A 16,975-nucleotide genomic window follows, 5' to 3' on the forward strand; every position below is an offset into this window, starting at 1 on the left:
CGGGTGCAGCAGGCACTCCGGGCGCAGCAGGTACTCCGGGCGCAGCAGGCACTCCGGGTGCAGCAGGTACTCCGGGCGCAGCAGGCACGCCGGGCGCAGCAGGAACTCCGGGCGCAGCAGGCGCTCCGGGCGCAGCAGGCACCCCAGGTGCAGCAGGCACCCCGAACGCGGCAAGCACCCCCGGCGCCACGACCTCCTCACCCTCCGACGCCGACAAACCCGTCGGCACGCTTCCGGACAAAACTGTGCAAACTGGCATGCCCGGCTGGCTGGCCGACAATCTTCTCGTGATCGTTACCGCGGTGCTGGCGCTGGTTGCCTTCGCCATTGCCTGGCTATTGCGCCGGGCCGCCGCGCGGCGTGACGACGATGACGAGGATAGCTATACCTACAACGAGCCCGCGCTGGATACGGCAGCGCTGAACCGCAAGCTCGATACCATCAATCTCGACCTGGACGTACCGCCCACGGACGAACCGCGCCGTATCGGCGGTCCTCGGGTTTGAAGCATGTCTAGAGTTGCATTGGGGCTGGCGTATGACGGCTCCGCCTGGCAGGGTTGGCAGACACAGCCGCACCGGCAGACGGTGCAGGATTCGCTGGAATCCGCCCTGGCCAGTTTCTGTGGCGTCGCCGATCCGGTGCCCACGATCTGCGCCGGGCGCACCGATACCGGCGTGCATGGCGCGATGCAGGTGGTCCATCTGGACACCACGCTGAACCGCAAGACCGAATCCTGGGTGCGTGGCGTCAATGCGTTTTTGCCGCCCAGTATCTCCGTGCAATGGGCCGAAGAAGTCTCCGACGAGTTCCACGCGCGTTTTTCGGCGCGCGCCCGCACTTACGTCTATCTGCTCTGGCGCGGCCGGGTGCGTCCGGCGCTGTGGGCAGGACGTGCGGGTTGGTGCTTTCAGCCGCTGGATGTGGACGCCATGCGCGCGGCCGCCAAGGCGCTGGTCGGCGAGCATGATTTTTCCAGCTTCCGTTCCTCGCAATGCCAGGCCAAGCATCCGGTGCGCCACATGCACAGCCTCGAGATCGAAGAGCGCGGACCGTTCCTCGTCTTCACGCTGAAGGCAAATGCCTTTCTGCATCACATGGTGCGCAACATCATGGGTGCGCTGCTGCAGGTCGGGCAGGGCAGGGAATCGGTGGACTGGATGACGCAGCTTCTGGCGTGGCGTGACCGCAAACGCGGCGCGCCCACGTTTGCGCCGGATGGCTTGTACCTTGCCAGCATCGATTACCCGGAAGCCTTCGGGCTGCGCGAACTCGATGGCGGGGCGACGCTGTTGTCGCCCTTTACTCAATCCTATTAGGGAAGCCGCCGCGCAGCCGGCGGGTTCCCGCGCCTTTCTGGAGGCATGCGCCATGCAACGCCGCGCGTTTCTGAAGCAGACCGCCCTGGGCGCCGCCGCCGGCAGCGCCGTGCTGGCCGCTCCCGCCATTGCGCAGGAAGCGCCCAACCTCACCTGGCGGCTGGCTTCGGACTTTTCGGCCGATGCGGCGACGCTGTTTGCGGGAGCCGCCGACGTGTCGCGCTACGTGGCCGAAGTCACGGAAGGGCGCTTCAACATCGAGGTCTTTCCTGCCGGCCAGTTGTTCCAGCCGGGCCAGGCGCTTGAAGCCGTGCAGCACCGCATCGTTGAATGCGGTCATGCGTCATCGGTCCAGTACTTCGCCACCGATCCCGCGCTTTGCTTTGATGGCGGCGTGCCATTTGGATTGAACACGCGCCAGATGAACGCATGGATGCGGAAAGGCGAGGGTCTGACGCTGACGCGCGAGGCCTTCGCCAAGTTCGGCATCCTGAACTTTCCCTGCGGCTATACCGGCGCACAGATGGGCGGGTGGTTCCGCGGCGAGATCAAGACCGTTGTTGATCTGCGCGGCCTGAAGGTAGCGGCCGATGGCTTTGCCGCCCACATCCTGTCGCGACTGGGTGCGACGCCGGTCGACATACCCGCGAGCGATGTGCATGCCGCGCTGGCGCAAGGCGTGGTGGACGGGGCGGCGACGATCGGCCCGTTCGACGATGAGCGGTTTGCGTTGTTCGAAGTCGCGCGCAATTATTACTTTCCGGGCTGGTGGGCCGGCACGCAGCAGTTGTCGCTGTACGTCAATCAAGACGCGTATGGCGAGCTGCCCAAGGCCTATCAGACCGCGCTGTCCCTGGCCTGCGCCGCCGCATGCAACGACATGATTGCCGCGTTCGATGCCAACAATCCCGATGCACTGCGCCGGCTGGTGTCGCAGGGTGCGCAATTGAAGGCGTATCCGCGGCCGGTGCTGCAAGCTGCGCACGAAGCCACGGTGGCGTCCTGCAATGAATTAAGCGCGAAAAACGCGACGTTCAAGAAGCTCTACGACAGCATGCTGGTTTTCCGCGGCAAGCAGGTCCCGTGGTTCCGCATGGCCGAGGGCAGCTTCGACAACATGGTGGCGACGCTGGGCGCGCCCGGGGCGTAGGGGCCGGATATACTGGCCTATCCAGTCGCCGCGGGGCGACACATCCAGAAAATGCCATGCGTACACGCATAAAGATCTGCGGGCTGACCCGCGAAGAAGACATTGAAGCTGCGGTGTCCGCCGGCGCCGACGCGATCGGCTTTGTCTTCTATCCCAAAAGCAAACGTTGCCTCACGCCTACGCGCGCCGCGCAGTTGCGCCGCGGGGTGCCGGCGTTTGTCGACGTCGTCGCGCTCTTCGTGAATGCGCAAGAGGAAGAGGTTCGCACGGTGCTGGGCGAAGTCGGGCCCGACCTGCTGCAATTCCACGGCGACGAAACGCCGCTGGAATGCGCGCGCTATGGGCATCGCCACCTGCGGGCCTTCCGTGCCGGCGCGCCCGGCCTGGAGACGGCGGAAAACCTGGCAGCCACTTGCCGCGCATACGGCCAGGCCGCGGGATGGTTGTTCGACAGCTACAGCGCCGGTTATGGCGGCAGCGGACACGGTTTCGACTACGCGTTGCTGGATGATGTGCGGGCCGATCCCATGTCCCGTCCGTTGATTCTGTCTGGCGGATTGAATGCAGAAAACGTCGGCGCGGCCATCGAATCCGTGCGGCCTTGGGCGATTGATGTGAGTAGTGGCGTCGAAGTCGAGCAAGGAATAAAAAGTTCTGATAGAATCTCGTTCTTCGTTGCTGCGGCACATGACGCAGACACGAAATTGAAGGAAAAGAAATAGTGCTTTAAAGCGCTTTAGAGCGTGTTGCGAAAGGGCAGTTTGGCAAGGCCGCAAGGTAAATGCCGCAAAACCCGAAACGCAATAAAAACTGCAAAAAATCTTCCAAGACGATTTGCACAGTTTAAAAAAGCACTATATAATTCTTCTTCTTTGCAGGCGGTTAGCTCAGCTGGTTAGAGCGCCACGTTGACATCGTGGAGGTCGTTGGTTCGATTCCAATACCGCCTACCAAATTCCTGCAAAGGTGTGTTCGATAGAGCTAGTCGAACGCAGACCTGAAAAGCCGCGACAGTCTTATGACTTCGCGGCTTTTTGCTTTTCCGCGTGCGACGGTGCTTTTAACAAATCAAGCGCGCGGCGCGATCCTCGCATCGGTTCGCAACATCGCTGCATCGGTTCGCAACATCGCTGCATGGGTTCGCTCCATCGCCGCATCAGTATCGCAACGCTGTTGCCTTGGTATCGCAATAGCTTCGCATCAATACCCACGCAGGTATATTCCTTCTTTCCCAATTCAAAGCCCGCCCATGCACTGCACGTTGAAGGCGTTCGTTCTGGCTCAGTTGCTGTGGCTGCCCGGCTGCGCAATCAAGGCGCCGTCGCCGGCGCAAACGGCTAGCGACGAGGCGCCGATGTATGCCGGCGCAGATCGCCGCGCGGCCGCCGCGTTGCGCGCGGGCGATGAACAACAGGTTGCACTGGCCGCAAAGGCGTTTGCATCGCCATCGGCGGCGGCGCAGGCGCGGGTCGAAGCGGGCTATCGTCTTTTCCGTGAAGACCAGCCCGGCCAAGCCATGCGGCGCTTCAATCAGGCCTGGCTGCTCAATCCCGACAACGCCGAGGTATACGCAGGTTTCGCTGTCATTCTGGAAAGCCAGCGCAAAGTCTGCCAGGCGATGGGCATGATGGACCGCGCGATCAGTTTGAATCCGCCCGCGTTTCGCGGCATTTATGCGGACGCGGGCCGGATCGCGGCGCGTTGTGCGGCAGAAGACAAGACGCTGCCGCCCGAGGCGCGCATCGCGGCCACGACGCGTTCGGACGAGTGGTACCGCAAGGGCGAGGCCGTCGAGCCGGACAAGGGTTATCTGTATGCGTCATGGGCCACTGCCTACTACTGGCGCGGCCAGTATGGCGAGGCGTGGGCCATGGTTCACCGGTCGCGTGACGCCGGCGGCAGCCCTGATGCGGAATTCGTCAGGATGCTGCGCGCCCGCATGCCGGAGCCCGCCGCATCCTGAGCCGGTCGATGCTGGGGGCGTCGAAGATAATGCGGGCAGGGCAGACGTTGCGGACACGGCAGACGATCCGGGCGGAGCAGGCAATGGACGCGGCGCGAAGCAGCCGGTTCCCCACCCGCCCATTTGCGATATCCTGCACACCATCATGATGAGAGCACTTTGGTTATGCCTGGGCTGCCTGATGCTGGCGCTGGGCGTCATCGGCGCCTTTCTGCCGGTGATGCCGACGACGATCTTCCTGATCCTGGCCGTGGGCTGCTTTTCGCGCTCGTCGCCCCGGCTCGAGAAATGGCTGCTGGACAGTCCGACATACGGTCCATCGCTGCGCGCCTGGCGCGAACAGGGCGCGGTATCGCGCAAGGGTAAAACGTACGCCAGCCTGGGCATGGCAGCGGGCTATGTGTTGTTCTACTGGAGCGCCAATCCCTCGCCGTTGCTGGCCATCGGCGTGGGCATCTTCTTTCTGGCCAGCGCGGCCTACGTGCTCAGCCGGCCCAGCCCGCGTGCCGAGAGCCAGGCCACTGACCCAGCAGCCGAACCGCTCACCGAACCGACCACCGATCTGCCCTCCGACGCTACGACAGAATCCGCCTCGGACCCGGCCGACACGCCTGCTCGCAAATAGCCCGCACGGCCCGCATACCTCAATGCGAATGCCGCGGATCCCCGCGCGTCTCCACCACTTTCAAATACAGCGTCGCCGCCTCCAGGCACCCGCCCGTGGACAGTTGTCCCACGGTCTGCCGGTAGAGCTCCTGCCAGGGCGTCTGCGACGGCGGCGCTTCGTATGCCGGTTCCTGGCGGCGCCGTTCCAGTTCCGATTCATCCACCTGCAAGATGACCGACCGCTGGTTCAGGTCCACGCGGATCCGGTCGCCGGTGCGCAGAAGCGCCAACCCGCCGCCCACCGCAGCTTCCGGCGACATGTTCAGGATGGACGGACTGGCCGACGTGCCGCTTTGGCGGCCGTCGCCCATGCAGGGCAGCGAGTCGATGCCGCGCTTGATCAGATGCGACGGCGGCGCCATGTTCACGACCTCGGCGCTGCCGGGGTATCCCACGGTGCCTGCGCCGCGGATCACCAGAATGCAATGTTCGTCGATGTTCAGGGCCGGATCTTCGATCCGGGCGTGATAGTCCTCCGGGCCTTCGAAGACGATGGCGCGGGCGTCGAAGGCGTTTTCCGAACCGGGCTCCGACAGGTACGCGCGGCGAAATGCCTCTCCCACGACCGACATCTTGATGATGGCGCTATCAAAGAAGTTGCCGGACAGCACGATGAAGCCGGCGCGGTGCTTGAGCGGCATGTTGCAGCTTCGGATGACGTCGGTGTAATGGGTCTTGGACGCTGCGGCAATGTCGCCGATGGTCTTGCCCGACACGGTCCCGCAGTCAGGATGCAGACGGCCCGCGGCCAGCAGCTCGTGCAGCACGGCCGGCACGCCGCCCGCGCGGTGAAAGCCTTCGCCCAGGTGCTCGCCGGCCGGCACGCAGTTGACCAGCAGCGGCACGTCTTCGCCCAGCCGCTGCCAATCGTCCAGGCTCAGGTCGACGCCCATGTGGCGCGCAATCGCGATCAGATGCGGCGGGCAGTTGCTGGACGCGCCCAGTGCCGAGGCAACGACGATGGCGTTTTCGAACGCCTGCCGCGTCATGATGTGCGAAGGCCGCAGGTCTTCGCGCACCATGTCGCAGATGCGCATGCCAGTGGCGTAAGCCATCTGGCCGCGTTCGCGATACGGCGCGGGAATGCTGGCACAGGTGGGCAGCGACATGCCCAGCGCTTCGGCCAGCGAGTTCATGGACAGGGCGGTGCCCATGGTGTTGCAGTGGCCGATCGACGGCGACGACGCCGTGGCCAGCGTCATGAAGCCTTCGTAGTCCAGCTTGCCTGCGGCCATCAGGTTGCGCGCGTGCCAGATGACGGTGCCCGACCCCACGCGCTGCCCCTCATGCCAGCCATCCAGCATGGGTCCGCCGGACAGCACGATGGCCGGAATGTCCACGGTGGCCGCGGCCATCAGGCACGCGGGCGTGGTCTTGTCGCATCCGGTGGTCAGCACCACGCCGTCCAGCGGATAGCCGTGCAGGATCTCCACCAAACCCAGATACGCCAGATTGCGATCCAGCGCCGCGGTGGGCCTTCGGCCCTGTTCGGCCAGCGGATGCACCGGGAATTCCATGGGGATGCCGCCGGCGTCCCGGATGCCCGCCTTGATGCGTTCGGCCAGCGCCAGATGGTGGCGATTGCAGGGCGCCAGGTCGCTGCCTGTCTGCGCGATGCCGATGATCGGCCGCCCCGACTGCAGTTCCTGGCGCGTCAGGCCGTAGTTGAGATAGCGCTCGACGTAGATCGCCGTCATGTCGGCGTGCGAAGGATCGTCGAACCATTTCTGGCTGCGCAGTCGGCGGGGTGTCTGGGACATGGCTGTCTCGCTTCGGTTGCTTACTGGCCCGGACCAAAAGCGGATCCGGGCCACCATTGGCGCTAGTTGCGCGCCTTCTGGATTTCGTCGTTCAGCTGCTTGACCAGTTCCGGGCCGAGCTCTTGCGTGTACTTGTCGACCACGGGCTGCACCTTCTGGCGCATGCGGGCCACTTCTTCCGGCGTGACGGTGTTGATCTTCATGCCGTTCTTTTCAAGCGTACCCATGGCCTTGGTGGAATCGGCGCGGCTGTCCTGCCGTTCAAAGTCGCGCGACGACGCGGCGGCCTGGCGTATCAGCTTCTGCTCGTCGGGCGACAGCGTGTCCCACCACTTCTTGGACGCCAGCACCACCCACGGCGTGTAGACGTGGCGCGTGATGGTCAGGTAGGGCTGCACCTCGTAGAACTTGCTGCTCTGGATTGTGGTGATGGGATTTTCCTGGCCGTCGACCGTGCGCGTTTCCAGCGCGGTAAACAGTTCCGAGAACGGCATCGGCACCGCGTTGGCGCCCAGCGTGTTGAACACACCCAGCGCTATCTGGTTCTGCATGACGCGCAGCTTGATGCCCTGCAGGTCCTCGGCGCGCGTGATCGGCCGCTTGGAATTGGTCATGTTGCGAAAGCCGTTTTCCCAATAGACCAGGCCGACCAGACCTTTGGCTTCCAGCTTTTTTAGCAGATCCTGCCCGAGCGGGCCGTCCAGCACCGCGTCGGCCTCTTTTTCGCTGTTGAACAGGAACGGCAGGTCGAACACGCCGAATTCCTTGACCATGCCCGCCAGCGGCGCGGTGGATCCCACCATCATTTCCTGCGCGCCGCCCACCAGCGCGCTCTGCATCTGCTCGTCCGAGCCCAGGTTGGCGGAGCCGAAGGTCCGCATCTTGAGCTTGCCGCCGCTGACCTTTTCCAGTTCCTGCGCCAGATGGCGGGCCGCGCGGCCCTGCACGCTTTCCTCGTTCAGCCCGTAGCCGAAGCGGATGAGGCGCGGCTTGACGTCCGCGGCCGCGGCCACCCCGGCGACGGTGCAGGACAGCACCGTCGCCAGGACAAGAATGCGGGTCTTGAATTGCTTGATCATGGTGTTTCTCCTCGGGGGTTTTCAAGTGCCGCTAGTGCATCCAGCGTGCGGGTACGGTGATCAGTTCGGGGAAGATCACCAGCAGGACCAGCAGCAGTGTGTAGGCCACGACGTAGCGCCACACCCCTCTGCAGATGGTTTCCATATTGATGCGGGCCACGCCGCAAACCACGTTGAGCACCGTGCCCACCGGGGGCGTCAGCAGGCCGACGCTGCCGACCATGACGAACATGACGCCGAAGTAGACGGGGTCGATCCCTGCCTTGATGACGACGGGCATGAGTACGGGCCCGAGGATCAGGATGGTCGGCGTCAGATCCATCACCGTGCCGACCAGCGTCAGCAGGATCAGCAACGCGAACATCAGCATCTTTGGCTGATCCATGACCGGCTCAAGCAATGCGATCAGGTCCTGAGGCAGGTCCGCCAGCGTGATCATGTAGGACGAGACCATGGCGGCCGCCACCAGAAACATGACCACGGCGGTGGTGCGCGCCGCGTTGATGAAGAGCGGTCCCAGGTCGCGCCAGCCGATTTCGCGGTAGACGAAGAGGCTGACCAGCAACGCATACACGGCGGCGACGACGGCCGCTTCCGTGGGGGTGAAGATGCCGCCCCGCAGGCCGCCGATGATAATGACCGGCAGGAACAGCGCCCATAGCGATCCGCGCAGCGCCTTCAGCCGGATGCGCCAGGGTTCGCGTGGCGCCGGCTTGATGCTGCCGTGTTTGCGCGCGACCCAGGTCCACACCGCCACCAGCGTCAGCCCCATCATGAGGCCCGGTGCGATGCCGGCGAAGAACAGCTTGGTGATCGACACATTGGTGGCGACCCCGAAGATGATGAACGAGATCGACGGCGGAATGATGGGCGCGATGATGCCGCCGGCGGCGATCAGGCCCGACGCCTGGCCGGCCTCATAACCCTTTTCGCGCAGCATCGGGATGAGCAGTGATCCCAGCGCCGCGGCGTCAGCCACGGCCGAGCCCGACAGGGACGCCAGCAGCACGCTGGCGAAAATGGCCACATATCCCAGGCCGCCCTGGATGTGGCCCACGAACGTGTTGGCCAGATGCACGATGCGCCGCGAGATGCCGCCGGCGTTCATCAGCTCGCCGGCCAGCATGAAAAGCGGCACCGCCATCAGCGTGAAGCTGTTGGCGCCGGACAGCATGTTCTGGGCAAGGAGCTGGGTGTCGTAGAAGTCCAGCTGGAACATCATGACGATCGCGCTGATGATGAGCGCGAAGGCGATCGGCATGCCCAGGGCGATCAGCCCCAGCAGCACGACTAGGAAGACGGTCAGGATCATTGCGGATATCCGGGCAGGTGATTGGGGGCGGGGAGGGGCGGGTTCAGACCGCCGGGTCTTCCGGACTGGACTCCGCCGGCAGCGGGCCGCCCGCAATCACGCGGACCAGGTCGATGAGGGTCAGGATGCCCATCGCCACGGCGGCATACAGGCCGGCTGCGTTAAAGACGGCCAGCGGCATGCCGGTGACCGGCAGCACGGTGTCCATGCCGATCACCGTCTGGACCCAGCCGCCTTCAGCCATCAGCCACAGCACCCACAGGATCATCAGCTGGCAGGCAATGTGCGACACGCGGCGCGCGCCCGGGCCGAAGCGTTCCACCATCATGGTGACGCCGATGTGCTGGTGTTCGCGCAGCGCGATCACCGCGCCCAGGAAGATCATCCAGACAAAGGCCAGGCGCGAGACCTCATCGGACACGTTGATGCCGGAGTTGAAGAGATAGCGCAGCGCCACGTTGCCGAACAGCAGCACGACCATCACGATCAGACAGGCCACCATCAGCCAGGTCTGCAGCACAAAACACCAGTCCGCGGCGCGGGCCAGCGGCGACCGGCCGGGACGCGATGGCCCCGGCCGCCCCAGTGGGGAAGCTTGCATGGTTGTCTCCTCTCCGTTTTTCCGGAGTTTTCTAATCATTTGATGTGGGTCATGTTAGCGCTAACATTTTTGCTTTGGCAAGCCTCTTTTTTTCCGTCAGACTACGCGCTTGCATTCACCGCGAGGGTCCATGTCCATCCGCAAACCCCGAAGCTCGCGCGCCGGCCGCGTCACCATGCAGGACGTCGCGCGGCGCGTCGGCGTCAGCGCCATCACGGTCTCGCGGGCGCTGCGCACGCCGGACAAGGTGGGGGAAGACCTGCGCCAGCACATCGCGCGGGTGTGCCAGGAACTTGGCTACGTGCCCAACCACGCCGCCAGCGCGCTTGCGTCGGCGCGGTCGCAGACCATCGTGGTGCTGATTCCGTCGCTGAGCAACGTGGTCTTCGTGGACATCATCACGGGCATCAAGGACGTGCTGGACCAGCACGGCTACCACATGCTGATCGGCGTGACGGGCTATTCGCCGGACGAAGAAGAGGCGTTGCTGCGCAAGTACCTGCAGCACTCGCCCGACGGGTTGGTGCTGACTGGCATCGATCACAATCCGGGCGTCTGGGAACTGCTGCGCGCGCAGGCGATTCCCACGGTGCACACGATCGAAACGCTGGAAGGCAACGACGACATGAGCGTCGGGTTCTCGCAATTCGACTCGGGCTACGCGGCCGGCCGTCATCTGGTGGAACGCGGCTACCGCCGCATCGGCATCATTGGCGCGCAGCTGGATCCCCGGTCGCTGCGCCGTTGCGAAGGGTGCCGTCAGGCGCTGCGCGATGCAGGCTTGTATGACGCGGCGCTGGAGATCATGACGCCGGAGAAATCGTCGATCAGCCTGGGGGCCGCGCTGATGCAGGACCTGCATACGCGTCATCCCGACTGCGACGCCGTGTTCTTCTGCAACGACGACTTGGCGCAGGGCGCGGTGTTCCAATGCGGCCGCGACGGGTTGCAGGTGCCGGCGCAGATGGCGATCGTCGGGTTCCATGACCTGGCGGGCACGGCCTGGACCACGCCGCCGCTGTCCACCATCGCCACGCCGCGCTATCAGATCGGGCTATCCGCCGCGCGATTGCTCATGCAGCATCTGGCGGGCGAACCCGTGCCCGAGCGGCACGTGGATCTGGGTTTCGAACTGGTCCAGCGCGAAACCAGCTAAGCGCCGCACGTTCATGCTGTCGGCGTCGATGGATTTCTAAGGGGGCGCAGCGCCAGAAACACCCCGGCCGCCATGATGAGCCCCATGCCCGCCAGCGCCAGCGCGTCTGGCGGGCGCTGGAACCAGAACGTGCTGAAGCCCAGCGCCAGCAGCAACTGGAAGTAGTTCAGCGGCGCGAGCGTCGCGGCCGGGACGCGCTGGAAGGCGGCGATCAGCAGGATCTGCGCCAGTCCGCTGCATGCGCCCAACGCAAGAATGATGGCGGTGTCCGCCGGCCCCGGCCAGGGATCGGGCAGGAAGAAGGGCGCCGGCAGCGCCGTCACGATGAGGCAGATGAACGCGGTGTACGCATACTGCACCGGCCCCGGCACCTTGTTCGACAGCTTGCGCGTCAGCACCTGGAAGATTGCGTAACTGACGGCGGACACCGCCATCAGCAACGTGCCCAGCAGAGGCAGGTCGCCGCCGGGCCGCACGATCAGCAGCATGCCGCCAAACCCCGCAGCCACGGCGCCCCATTGCGCCGCGCGGACGCGTTCGCCCAGCATCCAGGGCGACAGCGCCACCATGATGAGCGGGGCCGTGAAGTAGATGGCGGTGGCTTCGGACAGCGGCATCCAGATCAGCGCGGTCATGAAGCAAGTGGCCACCGTGGCCAGCATGACGCCGCGCAGCACCAGAAGCGGCTTTTCCGGCGCGTCGCGCAGGCGCAGGCCGCGCCCATGGCGCCACAGCATGCCCATCGCCAGCGTCACCACCGCCAGGTAGCGCATCACGTTCAGGAAGGGCGCGGGGTAGCGTTCCAGCAACTGCTTGGCGCCCGCGTCGAAGGTGGCAAACGCCACCAGCGCCGCAAAGAACAGCAGGATGCCGGTCTGGCGTGCGGGCGTTGATCCGGTCAGGGTGCTCATCCGGCGCACGTGCTCATGCACGCCTTTGCGTACCCCCGCGCATGGTCACTTGCCGCCACGGTCGAATCCTTCAAGAAACGCGTCCAACGCCGGTCCGATCGCCTCGACCATGTAGCCGCCTTCCTGCACCACCACGGTCGGCACGCCCAGACCGGCGACGCGCGCGCCGATGTCGCGGTAGGCGTCGATGTCCAGCCGGAGCACGCTGATGGGATCGTCCTTGTACGTGTCGAACCCCAGCGGCAGAACCAGCGCTTGCGGCGCATAGCCCGCTAGGGCGTCCAACGCGATGTCCAGCGCCTGCAGGAATTCCGTGTTGCCGCAGCCGTGCGCCAGTGGCAGGTTAAGGTTGTAGCCTTCGCCCGCGCCGTGGCCGCGTTCGTGCGCGTAGCCGGTGTAGAAGGGGTAATAGCCCGCCGGGTCGGCATGAAGCGACACCGTTATCACATCCGGCCGCTGGTAGAAGATGTTCTGCGTGCCGTCGCCGTGATGCGCGTCCACGTCCAGCACCGCCACCTTGGACCACGTCTGCAGCAGCCGGCTGGCCGCGGCGGCGCTGCTGTTCAGGTAACAGAAGCCGCCCGCGCGATCGCGATGGGCGTGGTGGCCGGACGGCCGGCACAGCGCATACGCCACCCCGCCACCGCCCGCCACATGATCCGCCGCCGCCAGCGCGCTATGGGTGGACCGCAGCGCCGAACGCCACGTCTGCGGCCCGATGGGGCAGGACAGGTCGCTCAGGTAATACCCGGTCTGCGCCACGATGGACGGCGAGGGGCAGGGGCCGCGCCCGGCGGCATCGATGCGGCCGTTGTAGTACGGCGAGAGATTCGGCAGAACCTCCGGCCCGGGATCGACCCCCGGCGCCCTCAACGCCTGCCAGCGCGCAAAGGCCGTTTCCAGATAATCCAGGTAATCCGCGCTGTGGACGTGTTCGAGCGGCTTGCGTCCATAGTCGGCCGGCGCTTCGACCTTGATGCCGCGGGCGGCCAGCGCCTGCTGCAGGTTCTCGGCGCGCGACGGCAGGTCGGTTGGGGCGCTGATGCGGCCCAGCCGCATGAATTGGCGGGGCGAATGCAGCAGCTGTTCTTCGGAAAAAAAGGCCTTCATGGATATCCTCGCTCAGACCGTCCGGGTCAATGCCAGATGCGCAGGGCTCATGCCCGCTTCAGTTCGATCTCGACGAACACGAACTCCGTGTCGCTGGGATTGATGACGTTGTGCTCGACGCCGACCGGCCGGTAGTACGCCACGCCGGTGGTGAGCTGGCTGGTGACCTGACCGGTGGGCGTGTCCAGCAGCAGCGGGCCGGTGGTCTGCGGCACCACCACGTAGTTCATGCCATGGCGGTGCCAGCCCGTCTCGCCACCCGGCGGGAAGCGCCACTCGGTGACGGTGACCTGCTCGTTGTCGATCTGCACGGTGGGGATAGCGGCGGGGCGTTGCATAAGCGGTTCTCCTGAATGACGATGACGGAATGGCGGTCAGGCGGCCTGCGCCTTGGTCGGGTCCCAATGCTGGCCCGGCACCGCGGCGATCAGCTGGCGCGTGTACGCATGCTGCGGGTTGTCGAAGATCTGGGCAGGCGACCCGTACTCGACCACCTTGCCGCGATGCATGACCAGCACCGAATTGCAGATCTGCGCCGCTACGCGCAGGTCGTGGGTGATGAACACCAGCGCAATCTTCAGCCGCTGCTGCAGGTCGTGCAGCAGTTGCAGCACTTGCGCCTGCACCGACACGTCCAGCGCGGAGACCGATTCGTCGGCCACCAGCACCTTGGGTTCCAGCGCCAGGGCGCGCGCGATGCCGATGCGCTGGCGCTGGCCGCCCGAAAACTGGTTGGGATAGCGATCGAAGGCAGACGGATCCATGCCCACCAGCGACAGCAGCTCGCGCGCCCGGGCCTCGGCCTGCGCCCGCGCCACGCCGTTGGCGACCGGGCCGTCGCTGATGATGCGGCCCACGGTGTGCCGGGGGTTGAGCGAGGCAAACGGGTCCTGGAAGATCATCTGGATTTCGTGCCGCATCGGCCGAAAGCGCGATTCGGGCAGCGTGGCGATGTCCTGCCCGTTGAACAGCAACTGGCCGCCATTGATGCCGACAAGCTTGAGCAGGCATTTGCCGATCGTGGACTTGCCGGACCCCGATTCACCCACGATGCCCAGCGTCTCGCCGCGCCGCACGGCAAAGCTCACGCCGTCCACCGCGCGCACCTCGCGCTTGTTGCCCAGCCAGCCGTGGCCGATCACGTAGGTCTTCTTCAGGTCCTTCACTTCCAGCACCGGTCTGTCGTCTGCGATCCCGGCGCGCTCCTCGCCGCGCCGGTGAGGCACCGCCGCGATCAGGCGCTGGGTATACGGATGGCGCGGACGGTTGAGCACTTCGTCGGCAGGGCCTTGCTCGACCAGAATGCCTTTCTCCATGACGGCCACGCGATGGGCGATCTCGGCCACCACGCCGAAGTCGTGCGTGACGAACATCACGCCCATGCCTTTCTCTTTCTGGATCCGCGCGATCAGCGCCAGGATCTGCGCCTGCGTCGTCACGTCCAGCGCGGTCGTGGGCTCGTCCGCGATCAGCAGTGCGGGTTCCAGCGCCAGCGCCATCGCGATCATGACGCGCTGGCGCTGTCCGCCAGACAGCCGGAATGGGTAGACGTGATAGAGCGTCGCCGGGTCCGGCAGGCCCACGAATTCCAGCAGTTCCAGCGTGCGCTTCAGGCGCTCGGCGCCTGGGTAGGCGTCATGCACGCGCATCACCTCGCTGATCTGCTCGCCCACCGTCATCAGCGGGTTCAGGGCCGACAGCGGCTCCTGGAAGATCATCGCCATGTCCTTGCCGCGCATGGCCTGAAGCGCCGGCTCGTCCAGCTGCAGCAGGTCCTGGCCGCGGAACAGGATGCGGCCCTGCTGCGGCGTCAGGTAGTCGGGCAGCAGTCCCATGATGGCGTTGGCGCTCATGGACTTGCCCGATCCGGATTCGCCGACGATGCACAGGATTTCTCCGGCGCGGATGTCGTACGAGACGTCCTGTACGGCGTAGGGGCGGTCACCGCCCTTGGGCAGCGCAATGGTCAGGTTCTGGATGGACAGCAGCGGCGTCGATTCTGGGGTTGGATTCATGCCGGCCTCCTATTCGCCGCGCTTGCGCAATTGCGGGTTGAGGGCGTCGTTCAGGCCTTCGCCGATCAGGTTGATGGCCAGCACGGTCAGCAAAATCGCGACGCCCGGCCACACGCTCATCCACCACGCTTCGCGGATCATCGTGCGCGCCGCGCCGATCATGAAGCCCCAGCTCATCAGGTTGCGGTCTCCCAGACCCAGGAAAGACAGCGACGATTCCGTCAGGATGGCGGTCGCCACCATGAACGAGGCCGACACGATGATGGGCGACATGGCATTGGGCAGGATCTGCGTGCCTACGATGCGCGCCGGCGTCTGGCCAATCACGATGGCCGCCTGCACGAATTCGCGCTGCTTGAGCGTCATGAACTCCGACCGCACCAGCCGCGCGGCCGGCGGCCAGGACACCACGGCGATTGCGCCCATGATCGAATACACCGACGGACTCAAAATGGCGACCAGCACTACGGCCATTGCCAGTTGCGGAATGGTCTGGAAGAACTCGGTGAAACGCATCAGCGCGTCGTCCACGCGGCCGCCGCAATAGCCGGCCACCGACCCCACCAGGATGCCGAACAGCAGCGCCACGGCGGTCGACAGCAAACCGACCATCAGCGACACGCGCGCGCCCCACACCAGGCCGGCCGTGATGTCGCGGCCCAGCATGTCCGTGCCGAACGGATAGTCCGCATTGGTGAACGGCGGGATCAGCGGATCGGCCACCATCATCCACGGCGATTCCTCGTACAGCAGCGGCGCCGCCAGGGCCACGGCCACCACGATCAGCATGATGACCAGGCCGGCCACCGCCCCGTAATTGCGCATGTAACGTTGGGCGAATGACTTCATGCGGAGGCTCCTTGCTGCGCACCCGCGCCGATGCGCGGATCGATCAGGCGGTACAGCACGTCGGTCAACAGGTTGAAGACGACGACCATGATGGACGTGACGAGGAAGATGCCCAGCAGAAGCTGGTAGTCGCGTTGCAGCAGGGCGTCAAACATCAGGCGTCCGATGCCGGGCCACGCGAAGACGGTTTCGGTCAGGACCGCGCCGCCCGCCATCTGCCCGAGTTGGATGCCGGCAAACGTGATGACCGGCAGCAGCGCGTTGCGCAGCACGTGCGCGCGGATCACACGGCTGGGGCTCACGCCCTTGGCGCGGGCCGTTTTCACGAAGTCCATGCCGATCACTTCCAGCATCGACGCGCGCGTCAGCCGCACATAGACGGCCATGAAGAAGCAGCCCAGCGTCACGGTCGGCAGGATAAGGTGCAGCGCGATGTCGCCCGCGCGCGCCCAGCCGGTCAGGTTGGCGCCCACGGTTTCCATGCCGAACGCCGGCAGCCAGCCCAGCACCACCGAAAACAGCAGAATGCCCATCAGCGACAGCCAGAAGAGCGGCGTGGCGTACAGGAGCAGGGCCCCGGTCATCACCGAGCTGTCGATCCAGCGGCGCTTGTTGCGGTAGCGCGCCTTGGCCGCCACCACGCCCAGCAGCACGCCCAGCACGATGGAAAACACGAAGGCGCACGACATCAAGAGGAACGTGGCGGGCAGGCGCTCGACGATCAGGTCCAGCACCGGCACGTGGTTGCGGTACGAAAAGCCCAGGTCCAGCTGCACCACGCCCTTCAGATAAAGCAGGAGCTGCGTCAGGATCGGCTTGTCCAGTCCGAAAGCGACACGCAGCTGGTCCACGTAGGCGGCATCGCCCGCGCCGGCCTGGCCGGCGAGCACGGCGGCGGGGTCGCCGGGCGCCAGCCGTATCAGGAAGAAATTGATGATCACCACGCCCAGCACCACCACCAGGGCCTTGCCGATGCGGGAAAGCAGGAAAGACAGGAATCTCATGCTCGGGTCCTTTCAGGACGGGCTTTGCCGGCGGCAAGCGGGCCCATCGCGCAGCGGGACGCCGCCGCGGGTCAAACCCA

16 protein-coding genes, 1 tRNA gene and 1 pseudogene are annotated in these 16,975 nt (G+C 65.3%); 8 read left to right on the forward strand and 10 right to left on the reverse strand.

The window, feature by feature from the left end; genetic code table 11:
- From B3098_RS00220 to B3098_RS00250, 7 genes and pseudogenes are all read left to right on the forward strand, one after another.
- A pseudogene (locus B3098_RS00220) lies at positions 1–506 on the forward strand (peptidoglycan-binding protein LysM); the annotation flags it as partial.
- A 3-nt stretch (positions 507–509) separates the two neighbouring features.
- Positions 510–1,319, forward strand: coding sequence for a tRNA pseudouridine(38-40) synthase TruA (gene truA / locus B3098_RS00225; protein WP_286889946.1), 810 nt, complete (start codon positions 510–512; stop codon positions 1,317–1,319).
- 52 nt (positions 1,320–1,371) lie between these two features.
- Positions 1,372–2,469 (forward strand): TRAP transporter substrate-binding protein, encoded by a 1,098-nt coding sequence (locus B3098_RS00230; protein WP_286889948.1) that lies wholly within the window; start codon positions 1,372–1,374, stop codon positions 2,467–2,469.
- A 56-nt stretch (positions 2,470–2,525) separates the two neighbouring features.
- Positions 2,526–3,191: a phosphoribosylanthranilate isomerase gene (locus tag B3098_RS00235; RefSeq protein WP_286889949.1), complete on the forward strand. Its 666-nt coding sequence runs from the start codon at positions 2,526–2,528 to the stop codon at positions 3,189–3,191.
- Positions 3,192–3,345: 154 nt separating this feature from the next.
- Positions 3,346–3,422: transfer RNA gene (locus B3098_RS00240), tRNA-Val, on the forward strand.
- Between the two features lie 65 nt (positions 3,423–3,487).
- Positions 3,488–4,432 (forward strand): tetratricopeptide repeat protein, encoded by a 945-nt coding sequence (locus tag B3098_RS00245; RefSeq protein WP_286889952.1) that lies wholly within the window; start codon positions 3,488–3,490, stop codon positions 4,430–4,432.
- Between the two features lie 145 nt (positions 4,433–4,577).
- Positions 4,578–5,057 carry a YbaN family protein gene (locus B3098_RS00250; protein WP_414631249.1) on the forward strand — a complete coding sequence of 160 codons (480 nt, stop codon included), beginning with the start codon at positions 4,578–4,580 and terminating at the stop codon, positions 5,055–5,057.
- Between the two features lie 19 nt (positions 5,058–5,076).
- Here B3098_RS00250 and B3098_RS00255 read toward each other — a convergent pair whose 3' ends face one another.
- From B3098_RS00255 to B3098_RS00270, 4 genes are all read right to left on the reverse strand, one after another.
- A complete protein-coding gene (locus tag B3098_RS00255) occupies positions 5,077–6,858 on the reverse strand; it encodes an IlvD/Edd family dehydratase (protein ID WP_286889953.1) in 1,782 nt (593 codons plus the stop codon).
- A gap of 62 nt (positions 6,859–6,920) precedes the next feature.
- On the reverse strand, positions 6,921–7,937 hold the full coding sequence (locus B3098_RS00260; protein ID WP_175124000.1) for a TRAP transporter substrate-binding protein: 1,017 nt from the start codon (positions 7,935–7,937) through the stop codon (positions 6,921–6,923).
- 31 nt (positions 7,938–7,968) lie between these two features.
- Complete coding sequence (locus tag B3098_RS00265; RefSeq protein WP_279973476.1) at positions 7,969–9,249, reverse strand: TRAP transporter large permease; 1,281 nt, start codon at positions 9,247–9,249, stop codon at positions 7,969–7,971.
- Positions 9,250–9,292: 43 nt separating this feature from the next.
- Positions 9,293–9,850: a TRAP transporter small permease gene (locus tag B3098_RS00270; RefSeq protein ID WP_175138561.1), complete on the reverse strand. Its 558-nt coding sequence runs from the start codon at positions 9,848–9,850 to the stop codon at positions 9,293–9,295.
- A 130-nt stretch (positions 9,851–9,980) separates the two neighbouring features.
- Here B3098_RS00270 and B3098_RS00275 point away from each other — a divergent pair, with 130 nt between their 5' ends.
- The gene (locus B3098_RS00275; protein ID WP_175124003.1) at positions 9,981–11,006 is read left to right on the forward strand and encodes a LacI family DNA-binding transcriptional regulator; all 1,026 of its coding nucleotides are present in this window, start codon (positions 9,981–9,983) and stop codon (positions 11,004–11,006) included.
- An 11-nt stretch (positions 11,007–11,017) separates the two neighbouring features.
- Here the strand turns inward: B3098_RS00275 and B3098_RS00280 are convergent, their stop codons facing one another.
- From B3098_RS00280 to B3098_RS00305, 6 genes are read right to left on the reverse strand one after another with little or no spacing between them, the layout of a single operon-like run.
- Complete coding sequence (locus tag B3098_RS00280) at positions 11,018–11,917, reverse strand: DMT family transporter (RefSeq protein ID WP_286889960.1); 900 nt, start codon at positions 11,915–11,917, stop codon at positions 11,018–11,020.
- Between the two features lie 45 nt (positions 11,918–11,962).
- The gene (locus B3098_RS00285) at positions 11,963–13,027 is read right to left on the reverse strand and encodes a histone deacetylase family protein (protein ID WP_286889961.1); all 1,065 of its coding nucleotides are present in this window, start codon (positions 13,025–13,027) and stop codon (positions 11,963–11,965) included.
- 47 nt (positions 13,028–13,074) lie between these two features.
- Entirely contained in the window at positions 13,075–13,365 is a 291-nt protein-coding gene (locus B3098_RS00290; protein ID WP_056569641.1) for a cupin domain-containing protein, read from the reverse strand.
- A 36-nt stretch (positions 13,366–13,401) separates the two neighbouring features.
- Complete coding sequence (locus B3098_RS00295) at positions 13,402–15,042, reverse strand: ABC transporter ATP-binding protein (protein ID WP_286889964.1); 1,641 nt, start codon at positions 15,040–15,042, stop codon at positions 13,402–13,404.
- 9 nt (positions 15,043–15,051) lie between these two features.
- Entirely contained in the window at positions 15,052–15,891 is an 840-nt protein-coding gene (locus B3098_RS00300; protein ID WP_056569649.1) for an ABC transporter permease, read from the reverse strand.
- Positions 15,888–16,895, reverse strand: coding sequence for an ABC transporter permease (locus B3098_RS00305; protein WP_056569653.1), 1,008 nt, complete (start codon positions 16,893–16,895; stop codon positions 15,888–15,890). The genes B3098_RS00300 and B3098_RS00305 overlap by 4 nt, the downstream gene beginning before the upstream one ends.
- Positions 16,896–16,975 lie beyond the last annotated feature (80 nt).

It is taken from the genome of Achromobacter sp. UBA2119 (genome assembly GCF_002331005.1).
In the GTDB taxonomy this organism is placed as follows: domain Bacteria; phylum Pseudomonadota; class Gammaproteobacteria; order Burkholderiales; family Burkholderiaceae_B; genus Achromobacter; species Achromobacter animicus.

What these genes read in the sequence shown, in the direction of transcription:
- truA (WP_286889946.1), top strand. Translation starts at nt 510, where the DNA reads ATGTCTAGAGTTGCATTGGGGCTGGCGTATGACGGCTCCGCCTGGCAG.
- B3098_RS00230 (WP_286889948.1), top strand. Translation starts at nt 1,372, where the DNA reads ATGCAACGCCGCGCGTTTCTGAAGCAGACCGCCCTGGGCGCCGCCGCC.
- B3098_RS00235 (WP_286889949.1), top strand. Translation starts at nt 2,526, where the DNA reads ATGCGTACACGCATAAAGATCTGCGGGCTGACCCGCGAAGAAGACATT.
- B3098_RS00245 (WP_286889952.1), top strand. Translation starts at nt 3,488, where the DNA reads ATGACTTCGCGGCTTTTTGCTTTTCCGCGTGCGACGGTGCTTTTAACA.
- B3098_RS00250 (WP_414631249.1), top strand. Translation starts at nt 4,578, where the DNA reads ATGATGAGAGCACTTTGGTTATGCCTGGGCTGCCTGATGCTGGCGCTG.
- B3098_RS00255 (WP_286889953.1), bottom strand. Translation starts at nt 6,858, where the DNA reads ATGTCCCAGACACCCCGCCGACTGCGCAGCCAGAAATGGTTCGACGAT.
- B3098_RS00260 (WP_175124000.1), bottom strand. Translation starts at nt 7,937, where the DNA reads ATGATCAAGCAATTCAAGACCCGCATTCTTGTCCTGGCGACGGTGCTG.
- B3098_RS00265 (WP_279973476.1), bottom strand. Translation starts at nt 9,249, where the DNA reads ATGATCCTGACCGTCTTCCTAGTCGTGCTGCTGGGGCTGATCGCCCTG.
- B3098_RS00270 (WP_175138561.1), bottom strand. Translation starts at nt 9,850, where the DNA reads ATGCAAGCTTCCCCACTGGGGCGGCCGGGGCCATCGCGTCCCGGCCGG.
- B3098_RS00275 (WP_175124003.1), top strand. Translation starts at nt 9,981, where the DNA reads ATGTCCATCCGCAAACCCCGAAGCTCGCGCGCCGGCCGCGTCACCATG.
- B3098_RS00280 (WP_286889960.1), bottom strand. Translation starts at nt 11,917, where the DNA reads ATGAGCACCCTGACCGGATCAACGCCCGCACGCCAGACCGGCATCCTG.
- B3098_RS00285 (WP_286889961.1), bottom strand. Translation starts at nt 13,027, where the DNA reads ATGAAGGCCTTTTTTTCCGAAGAACAGCTGCTGCATTCGCCCCGCCAA.
- B3098_RS00290 (WP_056569641.1), bottom strand. Translation starts at nt 13,365, where the DNA reads ATGCAACGCCCCGCCGCTATCCCCACCGTGCAGATCGACAACGAGCAG.
- B3098_RS00295 (WP_286889964.1), bottom strand. Translation starts at nt 15,042, where the DNA reads ATGAATCCAACCCCAGAATCGACGCCGCTGCTGTCCATCCAGAACCTG.
- B3098_RS00300 (WP_056569649.1), bottom strand. Translation starts at nt 15,891, where the DNA reads ATGAAGTCATTCGCCCAACGTTACATGCGCAATTACGGGGCGGTGGCC.
- B3098_RS00305 (WP_056569653.1), bottom strand. Translation starts at nt 16,895, where the DNA reads ATGAGATTCCTGTCTTTCCTGCTTTCCCGCATCGGCAAGGCCCTGGTG.